We start from the raw sequence: 20,742 nt of genomic DNA on the forward strand, positions 1-20,742 counted from the left end.
GAAGGTTCATTTAGTTAAAATCTACTTCGAGAACGCACTATTTTGTAGAAAAATTCCCAATTTTTCCAAGAACGATTAATTTATTCAAGAAACCAGCTTAAATTATAGAGCTATGAATTATTCAGGAACTTATAGTTTTAGGAAGTTCTTGAAGTTGTGAGAACTAAATTTGTAAAGGATGTAAATAGTGGCTATTAATTATGAAATAATAATTACTCGAATTATTTTATCTACTATTATTGGTAGCTTGATAGGCTATGAAAGAGAATTAAAAGGTAGAGATGCGGGAATGAGGACACATACGCTTGTTAGTATTGGAGCAACTATAATTACAATAATTCAAATTGAAGCCAGTAATACGATTATTAATATTATAGACATAAATCCAGAATTTGGCGCTGTACTATCGACTGATATAACTAGGTTAACAGCGCAAGTTGTTAATGGCATAGGTTTTCTTGGTGCAGGCACTATAATAGTAAGTAAAAAACATATCAGTGGACTAACTACAGCTGCTTCTATATGGGCGGTAGCCAGTATAGGTATTGCTATCGGTATGGGTAATTACTTTCTATCAATTTTTAGTACTCTAATCATATTAATAGTCTTAAGACTAATAAAAAAAATATTTAGCTTTAATCGTTCATATCAATTTTGTATTAAGTATAAGAATAAAGATTCAATTGAAAATACTTATGAAAACTACAACAATGAGAATAATATCTCAATAGTAGCGATTAGAAAATCCTTTTCTATAGAGGAAACTGAAGAAAAAACTTATGAGGATTATGTAACAATGAAATCAAAAAAAAATGCTTACGTAACAAAATTTCTAAATAGTCTTGAAGAGAATCCAAATATTATTTATGTTACTACAATAAATAATATACAAGACAGTTAACTATATAGGGAGATTGGAATGGTAAAAATAAATATCGAAGATTTTTGTTGGAAATTAATAGATAACTCAATAAGAAAAGAGTCTATAATTAATAATGAAACGTTATTTTCTCTCTCGAACGGTCATGTGGGAACACGCGGTAGTCTGGAAGAAAGTCATTTGGTGTCTGATTATGGGCATAGTGAAGCGACACTAGTCAATGGCTACTATGACAGTGAGCCGATCCAGTATGGCGAGTGGGCTTACGGTTATGCGAAAAATCACCAGACCGTCATACCTGTACCGCACGGCAAGCACGTGGTCATTGAAGTGAATGGTACGCCTTTTACATTGGAAGAGGGAAAGGTGTTGGAGCACTCGCGCCAGCTGAATTTAAAAGAAGGCTTGCTGACGCGTGCTTTTAAGTGGGAAGCACCAAGTGGTGAGGTCATTGAAGGACGGTTTGAGCGGCTAGTTTCTTACCGCTATCCAGAAATAGTGGCCCAGTCGCTGACTATAAAAGCCGTCGAATCGGAAGTGCCAATTAAAGTGTCCTTTGAACTGGACGAACTTGATACACTAGGAAAACAGACTGCTGAAGATGACAACGATCCGCGTGTTAAAGCACAAAAAGAGCGTCGTTTTACTATAGAAAACAGAGAATCGAAAGATGACTCCACTTATGTCCAGATTCAAACGAAAGCTTCAGACTTGTCGCTGTGGGTAGGGTCTTTTGTATCCACATATTCTGAACAATTACAGCGGAATGCTGAAAATCAGTCAGTTAGTTTCGAGGGATCAATTAAAGAAGGCGACATAGTTACATTTGAACAGTTTACTGCTTACAGTAATCAGTTTTCTTCAGGAGATGATGCTGAAAAAGTGTTGAAGCATCTTCATAATCAGATGCAGACTGTGCGTGATTTAGGTTTTGAAAAAGTGAAAGCTCAGCACTTAGAAGACATGGCTGAATTCTGGAAACAGTCAGACATTGAAATTGACGGAGACGATCAGCTTCAGTTAGGATTGCGTTTCAACTTGTTCCATTTAAATCAGGCAGCTGCTCGTGACGGCAAGCGCAATATGTCGGCTAAAGGACTGACCGGTGAAGGCTATGAAGGGCATTATTTCTGGGATACGGAAATGTATATGCTGCCATTTTTCATTTACACGCAGCCTGACGTGGCCAAGTCACTATTATCTTACCGCTATACTATTTTGGAACAGGCCCGTGACCGTGCTCGTGAAATGGCGATTCAAACTGGCGCGCTTTTTGCCTGGCGAACAATAAACGGGGAAGAAGCGAGTCCGTATTACCCAGCCGGAACAGCTCAGATTCATATCAATGGCGATATTGCGCATGCGGTTGATGAGTATGTGCAGGCTACTGATGATGCAGAATTTAAATGGAACAAGGGCCTGGAAATTGTCAGTGAAACAGCACGTTTTTATTATAATTGGGGTCATTTTGATGAGACGAAACAGGGCGCTTTTGTCCTGAATGAAGTTACTGGCCCGGATGAGTACACTGCTTTGGTCAACAATAATTACTACACGAACTTAATTGCTCAGAAGAATCTGTTGCTTGCAGCTGAGTGGATTGAAGAAGCTCTGGAAGACGATGTGAAAGAAGCGAAAGATGTATTGGATTCAATCGGCTTTTCGGAATCGGAATTAGAAGACTGGAAAGAAGCGGCCGACACAATGTTCTTCCCATATGAAGAAGAGCGTCAGCTATCGATGCAGGACGATTCCTTCTTTAGTAAGAAGGTCTGGGACTTTGAAAATACGCCTGAAGAAAACCACCCACTGCTCTTACATTATCACCCGATGACTATTTACAAACATCAGGTTAATAAGCAGGCGGATACTGTTCTAGCGCAAATTGTCTTTCCGGAAGTCTTTTCTCTGGAACAGCGGGCACGGGACTATGATTATTATGAAGGGGTTACTACTCATGACTCCTCATTGTCCCGATCCATTTTCGGCATTGCGGCTAGTGCTTTGGACCGAATGGACAAAGCCTACAGCTACTTCATGGATACGGCGCTGATGGACTTAAACGACATGCAAAGCAATACAAAAGACGGCGTCCATGCAGCGAATATGGGCGGCACCTGGATGAGTATCGTTACAGGCTTTGCCGGCATGTCAGTTGTAGATAATCAGCTGACATTTAAACCCCGCTTGCCGAAAGAATGGCAGGCTTTGCGCTTCAGCATTCAGTTTAAAAACCGCCACATAAGAGTGGAGATGACTGAAGGAGATACGCAGTATACGCTTCTTGAGGGCGAATCGCTTGAGATTAAGCATTTTGATGAAGTGAGAGAATTGAAATAGATTTATAGATGAGAGTACCCGCTGATTTCATATGATTAGCGGGTGCTTTATTTTCCTTAATAGCAATTATCTGACCATCTAAAAAAGTCTTTTACTATGTACAAATATAAATATTTATATCTAATAATTCAATGGTAACATATAATTTTTACTATATTTGCTTTACTATCTCTACCACTTCAAAAGATCAAAGAGTTCAATATTTCTAATCATATCTAGTATGATTTTTTCAATAGAATAAACAGTCAATCTCGATGGGGGGAGCTATTTCAGAATTCTGAAATAGCCGCCGCCATTCTTGATCGCCTGGTTCACCATGTTAAAGTCTTCAAGATTACTGGAAAATCATATCGTATGAAAGGGAAAATATAAATGGACTTCTAAATTAGACTGTCAAAAACCTACATTTTTATTCTGTCATAAACCTACAATTTTATACTGTCCTTGACATATGAGCAGACATAAAAACTGAATTTTAAGGATGAGTCTCGTTCTTTTAATCCTAAATTAATCAGCGTGTGATAGTATAATGAAATAGATAACGGGTTATGGAGGGAGAACAAATGCGCTTACTATTAGTTGAAGATGAACCTGAGTTGAATGAGATTATTGCCAAACGGTTGAAAAAAGAACATTATGGTGTGGATCAGTGTTTTGATGGGGAAGAAGCCTGGGATTACATTGAGTTCACGGAGTATGATGCGATTATTCTGGATATCATGCTACCTAAAATAGACGGGATCGAATTGATGAAGAGAATCCGTTCACAGAAGAGAGAGACGCCGGTCATTATGCTGACTGCCAAAGATTCCACGGAAGACCGCGTGAAGGGGCTGGATTCAGGAGCGGATGATTACCTCATCAAGCCCTTTGCTTTTGATGAACTGCTGGCGCGTATTCGGGTTCTTTTGAGAAGACATACCGGGCAGACGAGCAATACTATGACGTTAGCTGATCTGGTCCTGGATACAGATAAGAAGACCGTTAAAAGAGGAGAAAAGGCGATTATTCTGTCGAGTAAAGAGTACGCCATTTTAGAATACATGATGCATAATCAGGGTATTGTGCTTTCACGGGATAAGATCGAGCAGCATATCTGGAATTACGATTATGTTGGCGGGTCGAATATTGTAGATGTCTACATCCGTTATTTAAGGGTCAAGATCGACAAAGACGCTCCCCGAAAACTGATTCACACAGTCAGAGGAATGGGATATGTCATGAGGGAAGACCATGACTAAACTATCGATTAAAGCAAAAGTCACTCTCTGGTATGCCTTGCTGATGATATCCGTTATCGGTTTAGTGCTGGCTGTTATTTTCTATGTGGGGAATACAGTTCTGACGTCTTCTATAGAAAGCCGGCTGTTTGAGGTGGTTGAGGACAGTCTTCAGAAAATAGGGTATGATGAGGGCGATTTTGAGGTGGAAGAGGAGAACTGGATGATTGAAGAGGGGGTTTACCTTTCTTTTTATACAATGGACGGTCATTTTATAGATGGAAATACGGCACCGAATTTCACTTACAATGTGGCGTTTTCCGCAGGGGAAATTCAGACGGTGTCGATCGCAGGCAGAGGATGGGCAGTGTATGACCGCCTGATTTATATTGACGGGTACGGGAATGCATGGATACGGGGAATTGCTTCATTTTCCGAGGCTGAGTCGACTATCCAGACCATGGTCAATGTCTCGCTGATCATCCTGCCTTTTATGGTCATCATTGCCATAGTCGGTGGGTATTTTATTACGAGAAAAGCCTTCTCGCCGGTGAGAAAAATTACGGATTCCGCTGAATCGATTACAGATGGAAATGAATTATCCAGACGCATCAATCTGGGCAAAGGAAAAGATGAGATCTACACGTTAGCCAGTACCTTTGACCGTATGTTTGACCGACTGGAAAGTTCTTTTGAGACAGAAAAACAGTTCACTTCTGATGTATCACATGAATTGCGGACACCGATCGCAGTCATTATTTCTCAATGCGAGTATGCTCTGGAAAGTGCAGAAAGTGAGCAGGAGTTATTAGGTGCCCTGAAAGTCATCATGGGGCAGTCTCAGAAGATGTCCCGGCTGATTGCCCAGTTATTGTTTCTTTCCCGTTCAGACCGGAAAACCCAGCCACTGACAATCGAAGAGGTGAACATGAGTGCGTTGACAGAAGTGGTCATTGAAGAACAGAAAATACTGGCGGATAAAAAGAATATTACGATTCATCAGGAAATTGAACCCGATCTTATTCTTCAGGCTGATGAAACGATGATTATGAGCATGCTGATTAATCTGATTGCCAATGCAATAAAATACGGCAAGCAAGACGGGTATGTCTTTGTACAATTAAGGGAAACGGGGAATCAAATCGAGGGTGTCATTAGAGACAATGGGATCGGCATCAGCGAATCCGATCAAAGTAAAATCTGGACACGTTTTTATCAGGTCGATACGGCAAGAACATCTGAAAAAGAAGGTGGCATCGGTCTGGGACTGGCCATGGTCAAATGGATCATCGAATCACACAAAGGAACGATTTCTCTGGAAAGCGCACTATCAAAAGGCAGCACATTTACATTTGTCCTGCCCAAAAGAGCCAGACTGGAATAAATTCCGTCCGAATTTCCATAGATGACAGATTTCAAAAACTTTTTTAAAAAACTTTCAGCTTTAATGTTCGTTTAATCTTCAGAGCCTAAACTAATGACTATAAATAAGAAAGTTAGTTGAATGAGGGCAAACGAAAGGAGCTTGTGTCTTATGAATTAATGAGGCGAAGGTAGCGGTAAAGTTGAAGGAAACTTATTTAAAAAAGGGAGAGATTCAAAATGAACATGACAAAACAAATGAAGCTAATGCTAGTATCGTTATCATCCGTAGCGTTGATGGCTGCCTGTGGTGATGACGGCGCAAATGACTCATTGGGAACAACACCTGTCCAACCAGAAACCACAGAAGAAACAGAGATGGATGATGCTGGAGACACAACAGTAGATGAAGGTGCCGAAGAGGGTACAGCAGAAGAAGACACGACTGTGATAGATGACAGTACTAGTGAAGAAGGAACGGAAGATGCAGATGACACAGGGGTTACGGATGACTCAACCGATGCTTCTGATGCGCAGGTAAGCGATCCGGACAGTCCGGGAATCGAAAACATCGAGTTTCCAATCAGTGTCCAGGATGCCATCGAGATCTTTAATAATGAATTCGGCAGTCCCAATATAGATGAAATTAAATTTGAAAGAGACGACGGGCGTTACGTCTATGATTTTGAAGGCTGGGACGGAGAATTCGAATATGAAATGGAAATCGATGCCCAGACTGGAGAAATTTTGTCTCAAGAAACTGAAGCTGACACTGATCATGATGATATTCTTGACCTGGACGGCATAATCAGTCCGCAGGAAGCGATGGCTATTGCCCTTGAAGCAGCAGGATCAGGGTACGTTGAAGAATGGGATCTTGAGCTGGAAGACGGGTTTACTGTATACGATGTGGACATCGAAGGTGGCGAAGATCAGGAAGTCGATGCTCATACTGGTGAAATACGTTAAATTAGTTTTTCTTTCAAAAAGAAAAGAGGGTCTCATCATCAGGATGGGACCCTCTTTTTTCTGCTGATTAATTTAATGTAGGGACTGTTTTTAAATGTGAGGCCTGTGGTGAAATATATTAGTGAAAGAGACGATTTTGACCATAGAGAGTATATTAATCAAAGTCTAAATAGTGACAGGGTATTTAGAATAATAAATGACTTGATTGGTGTGAGTAGTGGATCCTCCAATAGTTATACTTATCATATAGTTACTAATCCTGACGAACATGCGGATGTAAAAGCGGTGGAAGATGTATTAACAAACACAGAGCCAAAAAACGAAAAAGAACAATTTATTAAGGAAGTTTTCCAGGAGTATTTAACTGGAGAAAAAGATATGTTTGGAATACCAAAAGGAATAAAAACTACAGAATCTAAAGATTTAAGGTTTGTTTGATACGAATGAAAATATTAATGTTGTCTCAATAAAACATAGGCGTATGCGTGAAAATTGAGTACAAACCATTACCAAAACCATTACTATATAACTATAAACGGTGATGCGAAGGGATTCAGATGAGACCCCTCAACTCCATACCCTAAGATGAAAGAAGTCTTGTTATCGTTGAGGTGAAAGCAATCTCACAACGGTGCAAGGCTTCTTTTTTATGTGTGCAGTGGTGGTGTGCATACGAACTGGTTTTCAGTATCGCTGCCTTTTTGTCATTTGAACACATATTTTCGTATACTAGAAAAACCCAGTAGAATAATTTTTACTATCAAATCGAACTAAGTTATAATAAAATGTATGGTGTTTCACTGATTAAAATGACTAATGTACTACTTTAAACCATATACATACAACCTATCTTTAAACCCCTTAATTGTGGCTTTGTTTACACAGTTGAGGGTATTTTACAATAAAGGAGCATGACTATGACCGTGATACAGGAAACCATTGCTAAGCAGCGCGTTTTTTTTGACAGCAATCAGTCAAAAGGCGTGGCTTACCGCATACAGCACTTGAAAAGATTGGGTCAGGTGATCAGACAGAAGGAAAAAGACATCATTGAGGCTTTGTATCTGGATTTAGGTAAATCCTACTTTGAAGCCTACAGCTCAGAAGTGGGCTTTATTCTGGAAAGTCTGCATCATGCCATAAATAATCTTGAAAATTGGGCGAAACCTAAGCGGGCGCGTTCGCCTTTATTTATGCCGATTTCTAAAAGTAAAGTTCACTATGAACCGCGGGGCGTGGTCTTGATTATTGGGCCATTTAATTATCCCTTTCAGCTGGTAATTGAACCCTTAATTGGCGCCATTGCGGCAGGGAACACGTGTGTCTTGAAACCATCTGAAAAAACACCCCATACCACTCACGTTATGCAGGACATAATAAAAGAAGTATTTGACCCTAGTTATGTAGATGTCATCAGCGGTGGAAAAGAAGTTGTCACGGAACTGATTCACTCAGATTTTGACTATATTTTCTTTACAGGCAGCACGCATGTCGGGAAAGTCATTATGGAGGCCGCTTCCAAGCAGCTCATTCCCGTGACCTTGGAACTTGGCGGGAAGAGTCCGACAATTGTTCATGAGGATGCAGACATCCAAAAAGCTGCCGCCAGAATTGTCTGGGGAAAATTTTACAATACCGGCCAGACCTGCATTGCCCCGGATTATGTTTATGTTCATGAGAGCGTGAAAGAAGATTTGCTGATTGCTGTAAAATCTAAAATCAAAGAATTTTACGGGGACAATCCGTTACACAGTCCAGACTACGGTAGAATTATTGATGAAAAAGAATTTGATCGACTGATTCATTTGATTGACGATAAAAAACTTTTCCATGGGGGACACGCGGACCGTGAGAAGTTGAAAATTGAACCGACTGTCTTAATGGATGTGTCCTGGTCGGACGCGGTAATGCAGGAGGAAATTTTTGGACCGATTCTGCCGGTGCTGTCTTATAAGAGTATTGATGACACACTGAAGGTGATTAGAAGCAAACCGCGACCGCTGGCTTTGTATTTATTTTCAGAAAGCAAAGAGCTGCAGAAGGAAGTCATCGAACACTACGCTTTTGGTGGCGGGTGCATCAATGATACCTTGTCTCATGTGACGTCTCCGCACTTACCCCTGGGTGGTACGGGTAACTCCGGCATGGGCTCCTATCACGGCAAGGAAAGCTTCCTTACGTTTTCAAACAAAAAATCGATGATGGAAAAGTCTACGCGCTTTGATATTAAAGCAATGTACCCCCCGTATAAAGGAAAATTGAAATTACTGAAAAAAATCATGAAATAAAGGAAGTGGAAACGTGACAATAGTGTTTATCATTATTACTCTTTTATGGATAGGAGAATTTATCTTCTTTCCTTCATTAAATAAAGAAGAACAATCCAAACAGAAGTCGTTTCGGGTCATTCTCGCAGCGATTTTATCGATTATCATTGTGAATGCTGTAATGGCCTGGCAGAACATTCTTTTAGTAGACAGTCCGTTGCTACAGGCTGTTGCGCTCGTTATTTATGGGTCAGGCCTGGTTATCCGTTTCTGGGCACTGATTATGCTGGGCACTAATTTTTCGAGGAATGTGGAAGTGTCAAAAGATCAGGAACTGATTAGTCACGGACCATACAAATACGTCAGACACCCATCGTATACCGGCCTGTTTCTGTTAGCTACCGCTGTCCCTTTGTTTGTGGGGAACTTACTAGTCTTTGTCCTTGCAGTTGCCTTAATGTACGTTGTGCTTAATCGCCGGATGAATGAGGAAGAAAGCTTTATGGAAGACGTCATGGGTGACCGTTATGTTCAGTGGAAGAAAGAACGGTATAAACTGCTTCCTTTTATTATTTAATGAATCAACTCTTATTGGACTAAAGCTGAACGTGCAGACTATCATGCACCTTCAGTTTTTTCTTTGGATGCACGCAAGGAAAATTGATGTATAATAGGAAAGATGGGTGGTGACCTTTCATCTAGTTTTGAACGGAAGACGGCCAATTAAATTAGAAGAAACAGCATAATTTTTAAATACGAGGAGTAATGATATGAAACCGAAAGCATTAGTATTTTTTGATTTAGATGGAACATTATTGAATGACCAGTCTTTAGTGGATGAGGATGTCAAAGAGGCTCTCGCACAATTGAAGGACAATGGAGCCGTTCCTTTTATAGCGACAGGCAGAAGCCCGATAGAAGTCCAGCATATAGTAGAAGATACAGTTATCGACTCCTTTATTACTCTTAATGGACAGTACATTCAATATGAAGGCAAGGAAGTCTTTCGTAATGTGATTCCAAAAGAGGTCGTCACTGACTTAAAGAAACTGACAAGCGAAAAGAATATGGCACTGTCTCTATACAGTGCAGACAAGATTCGAGCGACCTATCACAATGAAACGATTAAGAAAGCCTATGGTTTTATCCATGAGGATCCACCGGCTATTGATGACTCTCTTGATTTGAATGAAGAGATTTTAATGATGCTGGTAATTAATGAAGATTCATCTATAGACCATGAAATTACAGATGCATTTTCTAACCTGTCTTTCTACCGCAACACCCCTTACAGTATCGATACGATTTCAAAAGGACATAATAAGGCAAAAGGCATCGATGCCTTACTTGATTCTACAGGTCTTAGCGGTATTCCTTTGTATGCTTTCGGAGACGGAGCGAACGACAAAGAGATGCTGGAATGGGTTGATAACAGCGTAGCCATGGCAAATGGTCTGGATGAAGTGAAAGAGCTGGCGGATTATATCACGTCTGCTAATACAGACGGCGGTGTCATTGAAGGACTAAGACATTTTAACCTGATAGACTAAGCTCTCTATTTATATGAAAAGCATTTTTGAAATCTGAATAAAGCTTCCTTTATGCTTTATTAGATTGTATTTTAAACAGAGGAGTCCATATATGCTTTATAAAACACACGTAGCGGTGACCTATGCCACTGTTCTGCCGCTTATGGCCTCGTCGGGGAGTTTAAGCGTCGACAACTTATTTGCCTTGGGCCTGGGTTCCTTGTTTCCGGATATTGATCACCCTAAGTCATTCATCGGTAACCGCACAGGAGGAGTCAGTCATGGCGTAAGCATGGTATTCGGTCATAGGGGACTGACACATTCGTTTGCAGGAGCAGCTGTCTTTTTATTGGCAGCGCGCGCCCTGTTGTCCTTTTTTCAGCTGCCGGCAGAATGGGCCGACTGGTTTATTGTCGGCTACTTCGCGCATCTGATTCAAGACTCCTTTTCGAAAACCGGTGTCGCCTGGCTTCAGCCTATTAATAACAAACGGATACAGTTTGGCTTTAAAAAAGTGTACTACAGAACGGGGAAGCTGGCCGAAACGATTATCTTTCTGCTGGCATGTGGGGGCATCCTTTACCACTTGTCCAAAATTCTTTAATGAGGAAAGAGAGCTGGCTTAGTCAGCTCTCTTCTTTTAGATCTTTTGAAACTATTGAACGATGATTATCCACTAGTTAATCATCGTTTACACCTTTTTAAAATAATGAAGAACGATTATCCCGAGTTAATCGTTCTTCGCAGTAAAAAAAGCTGACGAACAATGATTATCTGCCAGTTAATCATTGTTCATCAGCCTATTGATTCCTAAAGTATGATTAACCCAAAAGCACAGCCATAAAACAAAAGAGACTGAACTCCAGATTATGGAGTCCAGTCTCTTTTATGTATTCTCATTAGACGAGAAAGGATTTCAGTTCGTTCAGTTCGTCATCAATGCCGTTGGGGTAATGTGAATAAAGCTGTGCCAGAAGCTTTGGATCGCTTGTAATAGTAGACAGCAAATGGGTAGTCTTTTTAAACAGCTCGTACTCGTCAAAAGAGTGACCTTTGTCACTGGATTCTTTATAGATAGCCAGTTTATCCAGTACTGCATGGAATTCTTCCACAAATAGTTTAAACTGGGGACCTTTTTGTAGTAAGACAGCTTTGTGGTTCTGATTTTTTTCATGGAGGCTTATTGCATACTCTTCGGGAGTCATGCCAATAGATTCAGCGTATTGTGTAAATTTTAGATAATCGTTATCAGCATAATTTTTCATTCGTTCACCTCGACTCGCATGTTCTATTACTGTATAGAAGAATGACGAGATATTTTATTCTTATCTAATAGTATAGGATGCATTCAAAATAGTAAATGAGTTAGACTCCACTGTCACACGAATGAAAACAAGTGTTCAAATTTCGGACACTTATTATTTGTAAGTTTACCAAGCTGAATATACTTAAATTATTCACTGTGCAAGAAAAATATAACCAATTGTCACAAATTAGACACAACCATTCTGTAAACGCTTCACTCGTTATAAAAAAAGGATTCTTAGTTTTCAAGGAGAGAAAGATGAGAAAACAATGATAACAAACTGCCTCGCCACCGATTGACAAAGGGTTAGTGCGCCGGTAAACTTTAAAAAACGTTAAGAAAAATGATAAACTTCTCATTTAAATTAAAAAACTCTTAAGGAGTGACAAGGCAATGACAGACATAAATCTAGCAAGTGAACTCGAAAAACTCTTCCCGCAGACGGTTGAGTGGAGACGATACTTGCATGAAAATCCAGAACCTTCTTTTGAGGAATGGAATACGAGACGCTATATATATGAAAAATTAAAAGAATTTGGTTACGAGGATATTGAACAGGAAGTAGGCGGTGGCGGACTGGTCACCTATGCCAGAGGAAAGAAATATGGACCGACCATTGCTTTTCGCGCTGACTTTGACGCCTTGCGTATTCAGGAAGAAACAGGCTTATCATTTTCTTCGAAAAATCCTGGAGTCATGCATGCCTGTGGTCATGATGGCCATACTGCTACGTTACTAAGCGTAGCTAAAGTACTGAAGGAGCACGAAGACCAGCTTGCCGGTTCCGTAAAATTCATTTTCCAGCATGCGGAAGAAGTCCTTCCGGGTGGAGGCAAGTCAATGGTAGACGCCGGTGTTCTGGATGATGTGGATGCTGTCTACGGCTTACATCTTAGATCGCCATTGGAATTTGGAACCGTGTCATACTGTTCAGAATATGCGATGGCCGCAGCTGACTTTTTCACCATTAACATTCAAGGTAAAGGCGGACATGCCGCTCATCCAAGTTCGACAGTCGATGCTGTGATTGTGGCTTCGTATGTAGTGAATCAGCTGCAGTCCATCATCAGCCGTCAGAAAGACCCGACTCAGTCAGGTGTCCTGACTTTTTCAACACTGCAGGCGGGTGAGGGCGCACATAACGTCATTGCAGACAAAGCAGTCTTAAAAGGAACGGTTCGGACATTTGATCCGGAACTCAGGAATTTAATAGAAGAAAAAATCAGTTCAATGACAGCAAGCATCTGTCAGGTGCATGGGGCGACAAGCGAAGTGAATTATGTTCGCGGCTATCCGGCCTTATATAATCACAAGGAAGAAACGGAACTGGTCAAGCAGCTCTTCACTGAGAAACTGACCGATGTATCGGTGGAAGCCATACCAATGCGCATGGGTGGCGAAGATTTCGCCTACTTTTTACAGGAGAAACCTGGCTCATTCTTCTTTGTCCATTCTGGCAACGAAGAAAAAGGCATTGTTTATCCTCATCATCATCCGAAATTCGATTTTGATGAACGCGCGCTTCTGGTAGGTGGACAGTGTTTTGCATCGATTGTTGAGCACTATCTTTTGGAAAGCGTAACTGAACCGACCGCAGCACACGAATCAGTAAGAGATTAGACAGAAGGAGGGGCTTAAATGGGATTTGCACAATGGAAAGAAGAACTGGAAAAGAACTACGGCGACACTGTTGCCTGGCGCAGACACCTGCACGCACATCCGGAACCTTCTTTTGAAGAAAAAGAAACAGCTAAATACATTATTGAAAAATTGAAATCATTTGGCGTGGATGACATACAGACAAACGTTGGAAATGGATACGGCATCGTCGGAAAAATAGAAGGTCAGTATCCGGGACCAACAATTGCCTTACGCGCTGACTTTGATGCGTTGCGAGTGAATGAAGAAGTGGATTCGCCCTTTAAATCGAATAGAGAAGGCATCATGCATGCCTGTGGACATGATGGACATACTGCGTCACTTCTTAGCGTAGCGAAAGTCATGGCTCAACATAAAGATGAACTGCACGGCAATATTGTCCTGCTGCATCAGCACGCAGAAGAGCTGTTGCCAGGCGGGGCCAAATCAATGGTAGAAGCCGGTGCACTTGAAGAGGTCGATTACGTTTTCGGTATACATCTCGGGGCCACTCAGCCACTCAATCAAGTCTTGTACAATGTGAGCTTTGGTTCAGCTAATTCCGACTCCTTTACGATGAAGATACAAGGAAAAGGCGGTCACGGAGCGGCACCGCATGACACACATGATGCACTGACAGTCGGAACTCAAATAGTTTCAGGGCTCCAGCAAATTGTCAGCCGCATGACCGATCCGGTTAAACCGGCTGTTCTGACCTTTGCAGGCTTTCAGGCCGGCGGGGAAGCGTACAACATTATTGCCGATAGTGCGGAGATTAAAGGAACCGTACGCACGCTGCATCAGGAAGTCCAGCAGAAAGTTGAATTCAAGCTTAAACAGATGAGTGAGATGATTGCAGCTGCCTACGATGCAACGGTTGAGATTGATTACAAAAAAGGGTATCCGTCGATTAAAAACACACCAGCAGAGGTTGAGAAAGTAAAAGAAACCTTCTTATCCGTCTTTCCGGATTCGGAAGTAGCTGAAGTGAAAGAATCGATGGGCGGCGAAGATTTCGCTTATTTCCTGGAAAGTAAACCGGGCGCCTTTTTCAGAGTCGGTGCACTGGCACCAGATAACAAAGAAGCCTATCCACATCACCACCCTAAATTTGAGATAGACGAACGCTCCTTGCTTCGTTCAGGAGAAGTGTTCCTAGCTATTATTCAGACCTATTTACAGGGTTAAGCTGAAACGGAACTAAGCAAAAGAAAGAAGGGAAAGAGATGAAAAAATACATTATCAAACGGTTGCTGACAGCTATTCCCGTTTTACTTATGATATCAGTCGGTGCCTTTATCATGATGAATCTGGCACCGGGCGATCCGACAGATTTGTACATCACGCCGGATGCAACACCGGTTCAAGTGGAAGCGACGAGACGCGCACTGGGATTGGACCAGCCTTATCCTGTACAGTATATTCGCTGGCTGGGAAGAGCACTGCAAGGTGATTTAGGAATTAACTATTCCACGCGCTACCCAGTACTCCCTATCCTTTTATCACGTGTGGGACCGACAATTGTTCTGATGGGATCAACACTCCTTGTCTCCTACCTTATCGCGATTCCGCTAGGCATATTAAGTGCCCGGAAGCATGGCACTTGGATTGACAACCTCTTGACAGGCGGGGCGTTCGTTGGTGTATCCATTCCCAACTTTTTCTTAGGGTTAGGACTCATTTATATCTTTTCAGTACAGCTGGGCTGGTTCCCGACAGGCGGGATGTCACAGCTGGGAGGAGAAAGCAGCTTTCTGAGCGTCATTCATCATCTGGTTCTACCGGTCACGGTTCTGTCCGCTTTTTATATAGCCAATATGACCCGTTACATGCGGTCGACGATGATTCAGGTGTACGGTGAAAATTACATCCGGACAGCTACGGCTAAAGGGCTGGCGGCAGAAGTCATTCTGACGAAACACGGGATTAGAAATGCCCTGATTCCAGTCATCACCATTATTGGAACAGATCTGCCGAGACTGGTTGGTGGAGCGATTGTAACGGAACAAATTTTCCAGTGGCCGGGCTTAGGTCGATTGACCATCATGGCCATTCAACAAAGAGAATACCCGATGCTGATGGCGATTACCATGCTGTCTGCTGTAGTGGTTTTGTTTGCTAACTTATTCGTAGATATTATGTATGCAGTGGTTGATCCACGAATCAAATACAATTAGAAAGGAGAGAGCCAAATGGCAGAAAATGTCGGAGGAAGAAATTCAAAAGCCTTGTTTCATCTCGTTGACGCGGTAGAGCGGAAAAGCTTGCCGGGTAACGAAGTGGAGCAGGTGGCAACGGATGGCGACAGTTATGTCAAAACCATAGCCAAACGCTTTTTCAAGAATAAAGTGGCTGTCATCAGTCTGACAGTCTTTCTCATTCTTCTATTAACAGCTGTCTTTGCCAATCAAATATCCCCGCATCCGCGAGATGCTTCAGTGGGACAGTTTCAGGCAGCGCCTTATGATAATTTTTATCTGGGAACAGATGACATCGGTCGAGATGTTCTGACGCGACTGATTCACGGGACGCGCGTTTCCATAATAGTTGGACTGTTTTCCGTTCTGGTCTACGTCCTGATTGGGACCACTCTGGGACTGATATCCGGTTACTTCGGTGGTTTTGTTGACAGCTTGATTATGAGAATTACAGAAGCGTTCATGTCGTTTCCATTCTTCATGGTTATTCTGACACTGGTCTCTCTTCTGGGATCAGGAATCTGGGTTGTGACGATTGTACTCGGTACATTAAGCTGGCCGCCATTATGCCGGCTGGTCAGAGGGCAGGTCATGCAGCTGAAAGATCAGGATTTTGTCCTGGCCGCAGTTGCAACAGGATACTCAACACCCGGAATTTTATTTATTCATATATTACCGAACGTCCTGTCACCAATACTTGTTAACGCAACCTTCGGAATTGCAACAGCCATTCTAACCGAAGCGTCACTCAGTTTCCTGGGTGTTGGGGTACAGAAACCACAGCCCAGCTGGGGGAACATTCTGGCTGAAGCACAGTCACTGAGGGTTCTAACAGCTGAGCCATGGAGATGGGTGCCGGCAGGTATACTGATCTTTATTGCTGTTTTGTCTATTAACTTTATTGGAGACGGCTTAAGAGAAGCGATTGAAGGAGAAACAAAATCATAGATTGTGTGTCGGGGGACCCATCTATGACTTTCGAAAAAAATGTCAAAGAGAGTTAAAAGGAATGATCAACAGACAAAGAATCGATTTATCGGTTACTTACTAAGGGGAGATTATCATGTCAAAATGGAAAAATGCACTTAAATACGGAACGGTAATGTTTGCGTCAACGGTTGTACTTGCAGCGTGTGGAAATGGGGATGTACCAGATTTAGATGATGATGCGGCTTCAGCGGATGTAGATGAAGACGATGATGCTGAAGCGTCAGCAGATGGACTGGAACTGGAAGAAGGCGACACGTCAACATTGATGATTGGTTTGACCAATGCACCGGACAGCTTTAATCCATTTTACAGACCAGGTGTAGCAGGTACATGGATTCAGCGGTTCTTCTATGACAGCTTACTGGTTATGCCGGAAGCAGACAGCTTCGAACCGGGCCTGGCAACCATCGAAACAGATGACAATCAGGTCTTTACCGTAACGGTCAATGCCGATGCAAACTGGTCAGATGGCGAACCTGTCACAGCAAACGATGTGGCTTTCACTTTGAATACGATTGCTGATCCGGAAGCTGAAACAACTTTAGGAACCAGTGTGGCAATGATTCAAGGCGCTGACTCTTCTGGTGTACGTGAAGAAGGTTCCGATGAATTGTCCGGTGTTGAAGTGGTGGATGATAAAACGTTGACTATTACGACAAAAAATCCGGTTGACTTGAACTACTTGTCTGAATTCCTGGGCTTCAACGTACTGATTGCACCGGAACACGTCTTTGGGGACATTGACGTTGTAGATATTCCGAATTCTGAAGCAGCAACAATGCCATCCGTTTTCAGTGGAGCCTATCAATTTGTTGAATATGACACAGATAATTATGTCCACCTGGAAGCGAATCCGGATTACTTCAAAGGGGCGCCTCAGATTGAAACAGTGTATGCTCGTGTCATGAACGGAACTGCGTTGATTACAGAATTCCAGGCAGGCAACCTTCACATGACAGCCGGTGGCGGAATTGGAATGGTACCTGTACAGGATATTTCCCTACTTGAAGATATCGATGGTCTGGTAGTAGATGAGAATCCAAGTTTTAATGGGCAGTATATGATTATCAATAATGAACGCTTTGACGATCCGCAAGTCCGTCAAGCCTTTGCGCATGCCTTTAATCGTGAATTGACAGTGGATAACCTGCTGGGTGGACGTGGGGAAGTATTGTCTTCTACCTACTCATCAGCTAGTCCGTATAAAGACGAAGATGTGACACCACTTGAATATGATCCGGATTTGGCTCGTGAAATGCTGGAAGATGCAGGCTTTGACTTTGATACACCATTAACGTTCGTTGTACCGACAGGTAATGCTATTCGTGAGCAAAATGGTGACCTGATTGAACAGTGGTTGACAGAGATTGGTGTAGAAGTCGACCAGCAGACTTATGACTTCCCTACATGGTTAGCGATGGCCAACGACCTGGATTACGATATTGGCCTAATGGGTTGGGGACACACAGTTGACCCTAATATTGCCAGCTATGTACAGACTGGTGGCGCATCAAATAACATGGGTATTTCTGATCCGGAAATTGATAGACTTCTGGAAGAAGGAATGGCAGGAACGACCTATGAAGAGCGTTTCGAAACGTATTCTGAACTGCAGAAATACTTGCAGGAACAAATGCCAGTTGTACCGTTATACTCTGATTCACAGTTTGGTGTTCGCGTCGATTACTTGAATGGGGGAATCAACGAATACTGGGCAGGTTCACTCCATGACTTACATGAATGGACACTGGATGCAAATGATTAATGAATAGTCAGTAGCTGTAAAGAGACACACTTAAATATATTATTTACAGTGTGTCTCTTTACTCTATTAACTGGAAAGATTGAGGTGAAAGAAATGGAAGACAAAACAATTCTGGATGTTAAAAATTTGGCAATTTCTTTCAAGACATTTGAAGGAGTTGTACAAGCTGTACGGGGTGTTGAATTTTCCTTGAAAAAAGGTGAGACGCTCGCAATTGTAGGTGAATCAGGAAGTGGGAAATCGGTGTCCACAAAAGCCATCAATCGGCTGCTGCCTAAAAAGAATACAATGGTTGAAAGTGGGGAAATCCTGTTTGAAGGAAAAGATATTCTACAATGCAGCGAAAAAGAAATGCAGAAAATCCGTGGAAATGACATAGCCATGATTTTCCAGGATCCGATGACCTCATTGAACCCAACGATGCAAGTAGGGAAGCAGATAGCCGAGCCGGTCCGGACGCACAAAGGCTGCACTCAGGAAGAAGCAAGGGAACGTGCACTCGAACTGATGGAATTGGTAGGGATTCATAATCCGAAACAGTCCTATAAAAGTTACCCGCACCAGTTTTCAGGCGGTATGAGACAGCGTGTTATGATTGCGATTGCTCTAGCCTGTGAGCCTAAAATTCTGATTGCTGATGAACCAACAACAGCTTTGGATGTAACCATCCAGGCACAGATTCTGGATCTGATGAATAAACTAAAAAAAGAACTGGACACCTCCATTATCTTTATCACACATGACTTGGGCGTTGTGGCTCAGATGGCGGACCGTGTTGCTGTTATGTATGCCGGTCAGATTGTGGAAGTGGGAACTGCAGATGAAATTTTCTATAATCCTATGCACCCCTATACTTGGGGGCTGCTGGCGTCAATGCCAACTCTCGATGTAGATGAGACCAACCTGTATACTATTCCCGGTTCTCCACCAAACTTACTTCATCCACCTGCTGGCGACGCTTTTGCAGCTCGTAATGAGTACGCCTTGGCCATCGATTTTTATGAAGAGCCGGAATTATTTCAGGTTTCTGATACGCATTACGCTAAAACATGGCTTCTTCACCCGGATGCACCATCAGTCACCCCCCCGGAAGAAGTCCTCAGACGAAAAGAAAAATTTGAGATGCTGCACTTGGGAAAGGGTCAGTCCACTAGAGTAGGAGGCGAAGCTATTGGCAGCCACAGTTGATGAAAGAAAACCGATTGTTGAATTCAAAGAATTGAAGCAGTACTTTAATGAAGGCAAGAAATCAGAAGTACGTGCAGTCAAGGATGTCAGTTTTTCCATCTATGAAGGGGAAACCTTTGGTCTTGTAGGAGAATCAGGCAGCGGAAAATCGACGACGGGACGCGCCCTGATTAAGTTGGGAGACATTACCGGCGGTCAGATTCTGTATAAAGGAGAAGATATATCAACAATAAAAAAACGTCGTGATTTGCTTAAATTCCGCAAATCAATGCAGATGATATTTCAGGATCCCTATGCCTCTTTAAATCCGAGACTGACAGTCAAAGAGATTATCGGAGGAGCGCTAAAAGTCCACGGAATGTCTAAAGACAGTCAGGAACGGACCGAAAAAGTCCATGAGCTGCTGGAATCGGTAGGGTTGAGCAAGGAATTTGCCAACCGTTACCCGAAAGAATTTTCCGGAGGACAGTGCCAGCGCGTCGGGATTGCCCGGGCACTTGCGGTGGAACCTGACTTTATTATTGCCGATGAAGCCATCTCAGCGCTGGATGTATCCATACAAGCACAAGTGGTCAATTTACTAAAAGAATTGAAGCAGAACAAGAAGCTAACGTATTTATTTATTGCGCATGACTTGTCGATGGTCAAATACATCAGTGACCGGATAGGGGTCATGAACAACGGACGGGTTCTTGAAGTGTGTGAAGCAGATGAGTTATATAAAGCACCGCTGCATCCGTACACAGAATCACTTCTATCCGCTATTCCGACACCTGATCCAGAAACGGAGCGGAGTCGTGTCCGTACTGAGTACGATCCGAAATACCATCATTATGATGACTTAGGTCAAGTTAGACTTCACGAGATTGCGCCGGGTCATTCAATCTATTGTCATAAAGACGAAGTGGCTTTATATAAGAAAAAACGCGAGAAATTACTGCGAAAGGTAAAGCAGTATGCCTGAAAAATAAACGGGTTTCCAAGCTGGTTAATGCTTGAGAAAACCCGTTTTTTATTTGGAAAAAATGAAAAAAATATAAGTGTTACTGAAATGTGAACAGTATGTAAATTTAATGTAAATAGAAAAGGT

18 protein-coding genes and 1 pseudogene are annotated in these 20,742 nt (G+C 42.3%); 18 read left to right on the plus strand and 1 reads right to left on the minus strand.

All coding sequences use genetic code 11. The features are described 5' to 3' along the window. Positions 1 to 187 precede the first annotated feature (187 nt). The 11 genes and pseudogenes from ACYVLS_RS07700 to ACYVLS_RS07750 all read left to right on the plus strand — a co-directional run bounded on the left by ACYVLS_RS07700 (position 188) and on the right by ACYVLS_RS07750 (position 11,171). Positions 188 to 901, plus strand: coding sequence for an MgtC/SapB family protein (locus ACYVLS_RS07700; protein WP_460323244.1), 714 nt, complete (start codon positions 188 to 190; stop codon positions 899 to 901). A gap of 18 nt (positions 902 to 919) precedes the next feature. Further along, positions 920 to 3,220 carry a glycoside hydrolase family 65 protein gene (locus ACYVLS_RS07705; RefSeq protein WP_460323247.1) on the plus strand — a complete coding sequence of 767 codons (2,301 nt, stop codon included), beginning with the start codon at positions 920 to 922 and terminating at the stop codon, positions 3,218 to 3,220. A 249-nt stretch (positions 3,221 to 3,469) separates the two neighbouring features. Beyond that, positions 3,470 to 3,592, plus strand: a pseudogene (locus ACYVLS_RS07710) (ATP-binding protein); the annotation flags it as partial. Between the two features lie 191 nt (positions 3,593 to 3,783). Beyond that, entirely contained in the window at positions 3,784 to 4,461 is a 678-nt protein-coding gene (locus ACYVLS_RS07715; protein ID WP_460323249.1) for a response regulator transcription factor, read from the plus strand. Continuing rightward, the gene (locus tag ACYVLS_RS07720; RefSeq protein WP_460323252.1) at positions 4,454 to 5,824 is read left to right on the plus strand and encodes a sensor histidine kinase; all 1,371 of its coding nucleotides are present in this window, start codon (positions 4,454 to 4,456) and stop codon (positions 5,822 to 5,824) included. The genes ACYVLS_RS07715 and ACYVLS_RS07720 overlap by 8 nt, the downstream gene beginning before the upstream one ends. 218 nt (positions 5,825 to 6,042) lie before the next feature. Beyond that, a complete protein-coding gene (locus tag ACYVLS_RS07725; RefSeq protein WP_460323254.1) occupies positions 6,043 to 6,771 on the plus strand; it encodes a PepSY domain-containing protein in 729 nt (242 codons plus the stop codon). Between the two features lie 108 nt (positions 6,772 to 6,879). After that, on the plus strand, positions 6,880 to 7,209 hold the full coding sequence (locus tag ACYVLS_RS07730) for a hypothetical protein (protein WP_460323257.1): 330 nt from the start codon (positions 6,880 to 6,882) through the stop codon (positions 7,207 to 7,209). 479 nt (positions 7,210 to 7,688) lie between these two features. Further along, on the plus strand, positions 7,689 to 9,059 hold the full coding sequence (locus tag ACYVLS_RS07735; RefSeq protein WP_460323259.1) for an aldehyde dehydrogenase: 1,371 nt from the start codon (positions 7,689 to 7,691) through the stop codon (positions 9,057 to 9,059). 13 nt (positions 9,060 to 9,072) lie between these two features. Continuing rightward, positions 9,073 to 9,615: a methyltransferase family protein gene (locus ACYVLS_RS07740; RefSeq protein WP_460323261.1), complete on the plus strand. Its 543-nt coding sequence runs from the start codon at positions 9,073 to 9,075 to the stop codon at positions 9,613 to 9,615. Between the two features lie 193 nt (positions 9,616 to 9,808). After that, a complete protein-coding gene (locus tag ACYVLS_RS07745; RefSeq protein ID WP_460323263.1) occupies positions 9,809 to 10,588 on the plus strand; it encodes a Cof-type HAD-IIB family hydrolase in 780 nt (259 codons plus the stop codon). A 91-nt stretch (positions 10,589 to 10,679) separates the two neighbouring features. Continuing rightward, on the plus strand, positions 10,680 to 11,171 hold the full coding sequence (locus ACYVLS_RS07750) for a metal-dependent hydrolase (protein ID WP_460323265.1): 492 nt from the start codon (positions 10,680 to 10,682) through the stop codon (positions 11,169 to 11,171). 295 nt (positions 11,172 to 11,466) lie between these two features. On the opposite strand, the gene ACYVLS_RS07755 is transcribed toward ACYVLS_RS07750, so the two are convergent. Next, on the minus strand, positions 11,467 to 11,832 hold the full coding sequence (locus ACYVLS_RS07755; protein ID WP_460323268.1) for a hypothetical protein: 366 nt from the start codon (positions 11,830 to 11,832) through the stop codon (positions 11,467 to 11,469). Positions 11,833 to 12,266: 434 nt separating this feature from the next. On the opposite strand from ACYVLS_RS07755, the gene ACYVLS_RS07760 reads away from it, so the two are divergent. The 7 genes from ACYVLS_RS07760 to ACYVLS_RS07790 all read left to right on the plus strand — a co-directional run bounded on the left by ACYVLS_RS07760 (position 12,267) and on the right by ACYVLS_RS07790 (position 20,616). Next, positions 12,267 to 13,493: a M20 metallopeptidase family protein gene (locus tag ACYVLS_RS07760; protein WP_460323270.1), complete on the plus strand. Its 1,227-nt coding sequence runs from the start codon at positions 12,267 to 12,269 to the stop codon at positions 13,491 to 13,493. 18 nt (positions 13,494 to 13,511) lie between these two features. Further along, positions 13,512 to 14,699, plus strand: a complete 1,188-nt coding sequence (locus tag ACYVLS_RS07765) for an amidohydrolase (RefSeq protein WP_460323272.1) — start codon at positions 13,512 to 13,514, stop codon at positions 14,697 to 14,699. A gap of 38 nt (positions 14,700 to 14,737) precedes the next feature. Then, positions 14,738 to 15,688 carry an ABC transporter permease gene (locus ACYVLS_RS07770; protein WP_460323275.1) on the plus strand — a complete coding sequence of 317 codons (951 nt, stop codon included), beginning with the start codon at positions 14,738 to 14,740 and terminating at the stop codon, positions 15,686 to 15,688. 15 nt (positions 15,689 to 15,703) lie between these two features. Next, positions 15,704 to 16,657 (plus strand): ABC transporter permease, encoded by a 954-nt coding sequence (locus ACYVLS_RS07775; RefSeq protein WP_460323277.1) that lies wholly within the window; start codon positions 15,704 to 15,706, stop codon positions 16,655 to 16,657. Positions 16,658 to 16,772: 115 nt separating this feature from the next. Then, entirely contained in the window at positions 16,773 to 18,464 is a 1,692-nt protein-coding gene (locus tag ACYVLS_RS07780; RefSeq protein ID WP_460323279.1) for an ABC transporter substrate-binding protein, read from the plus strand. Positions 18,465 to 18,557: 93 nt separating this feature from the next. Next, positions 18,558 to 19,652, plus strand: a complete 1,095-nt coding sequence (locus ACYVLS_RS07785; protein WP_460323282.1) for an ABC transporter ATP-binding protein — start codon at positions 18,558 to 18,560, stop codon at positions 19,650 to 19,652. Further along, positions 19,636 to 20,616, plus strand: coding sequence for an ABC transporter ATP-binding protein (locus ACYVLS_RS07790; protein ID WP_460323285.1), 981 nt, complete (start codon positions 19,636 to 19,638; stop codon positions 20,614 to 20,616). Before ACYVLS_RS07785 ends, ACYVLS_RS07790 begins: the two co-directional genes overlap by 17 nt. The last annotated feature ends 126 nt before the right edge of the window (positions 20,617 to 20,742 follow it).

The organism is Alkalibacterium psychrotolerans, from assembly GCF_054784355.1.

What these genes read in the sequence shown, in the direction of transcription:
- ACYVLS_RS07770 (WP_460323275.1), top strand. Translation starts at nt 14,738, where the DNA reads ATGAAAAAATACATTATCAAACGGTTGCTGACAGCTATTCCCGTTTTA.
- ACYVLS_RS07735 (WP_460323259.1), top strand. Translation starts at nt 7,689, where the DNA reads ATGACCGTGATACAGGAAACCATTGCTAAGCAGCGCGTTTTTTTTGAC.
- ACYVLS_RS07780 (WP_460323279.1), top strand. Translation starts at nt 16,773, where the DNA reads ATGTCAAAATGGAAAAATGCACTTAAATACGGAACGGTAATGTTTGCG.
- ACYVLS_RS07760 (WP_460323270.1), top strand. Translation starts at nt 12,267, where the DNA reads ATGACAGACATAAATCTAGCAAGTGAACTCGAAAAACTCTTCCCGCAG.
- ACYVLS_RS07755 (WP_460323268.1), bottom strand. Translation starts at nt 11,832, where the DNA reads ATGAAAAATTATGCTGATAACGATTATCTAAAATTTACACAATACGCT.
- ACYVLS_RS07705 (WP_460323247.1), top strand. Translation starts at nt 920, where the DNA reads ATGGTAAAAATAAATATCGAAGATTTTTGTTGGAAATTAATAGATAAC.
- ACYVLS_RS07715 (WP_460323249.1), top strand. Translation starts at nt 3,784, where the DNA reads ATGCGCTTACTATTAGTTGAAGATGAACCTGAGTTGAATGAGATTATT.
- ACYVLS_RS07725 (WP_460323254.1), top strand. Translation starts at nt 6,043, where the DNA reads ATGAACATGACAAAACAAATGAAGCTAATGCTAGTATCGTTATCATCC.
- ACYVLS_RS07720 (WP_460323252.1), top strand. Translation starts at nt 4,454, where the DNA reads ATGACTAAACTATCGATTAAAGCAAAAGTCACTCTCTGGTATGCCTTG.
- ACYVLS_RS07785 (WP_460323282.1), top strand. Translation starts at nt 18,558, where the DNA reads ATGGAAGACAAAACAATTCTGGATGTTAAAAATTTGGCAATTTCTTTC.
- ACYVLS_RS07745 (WP_460323263.1), top strand. Translation starts at nt 9,809, where the DNA reads ATGAAACCGAAAGCATTAGTATTTTTTGATTTAGATGGAACATTATTG.
- ACYVLS_RS07775 (WP_460323277.1), top strand. Translation starts at nt 15,704, where the DNA reads ATGGCAGAAAATGTCGGAGGAAGAAATTCAAAAGCCTTGTTTCATCTC.
- ACYVLS_RS07765 (WP_460323272.1), top strand. Translation starts at nt 13,512, where the DNA reads ATGGGATTTGCACAATGGAAAGAAGAACTGGAAAAGAACTACGGCGAC.
- ACYVLS_RS07750 (WP_460323265.1), top strand. Translation starts at nt 10,680, where the DNA reads ATGCTTTATAAAACACACGTAGCGGTGACCTATGCCACTGTTCTGCCG.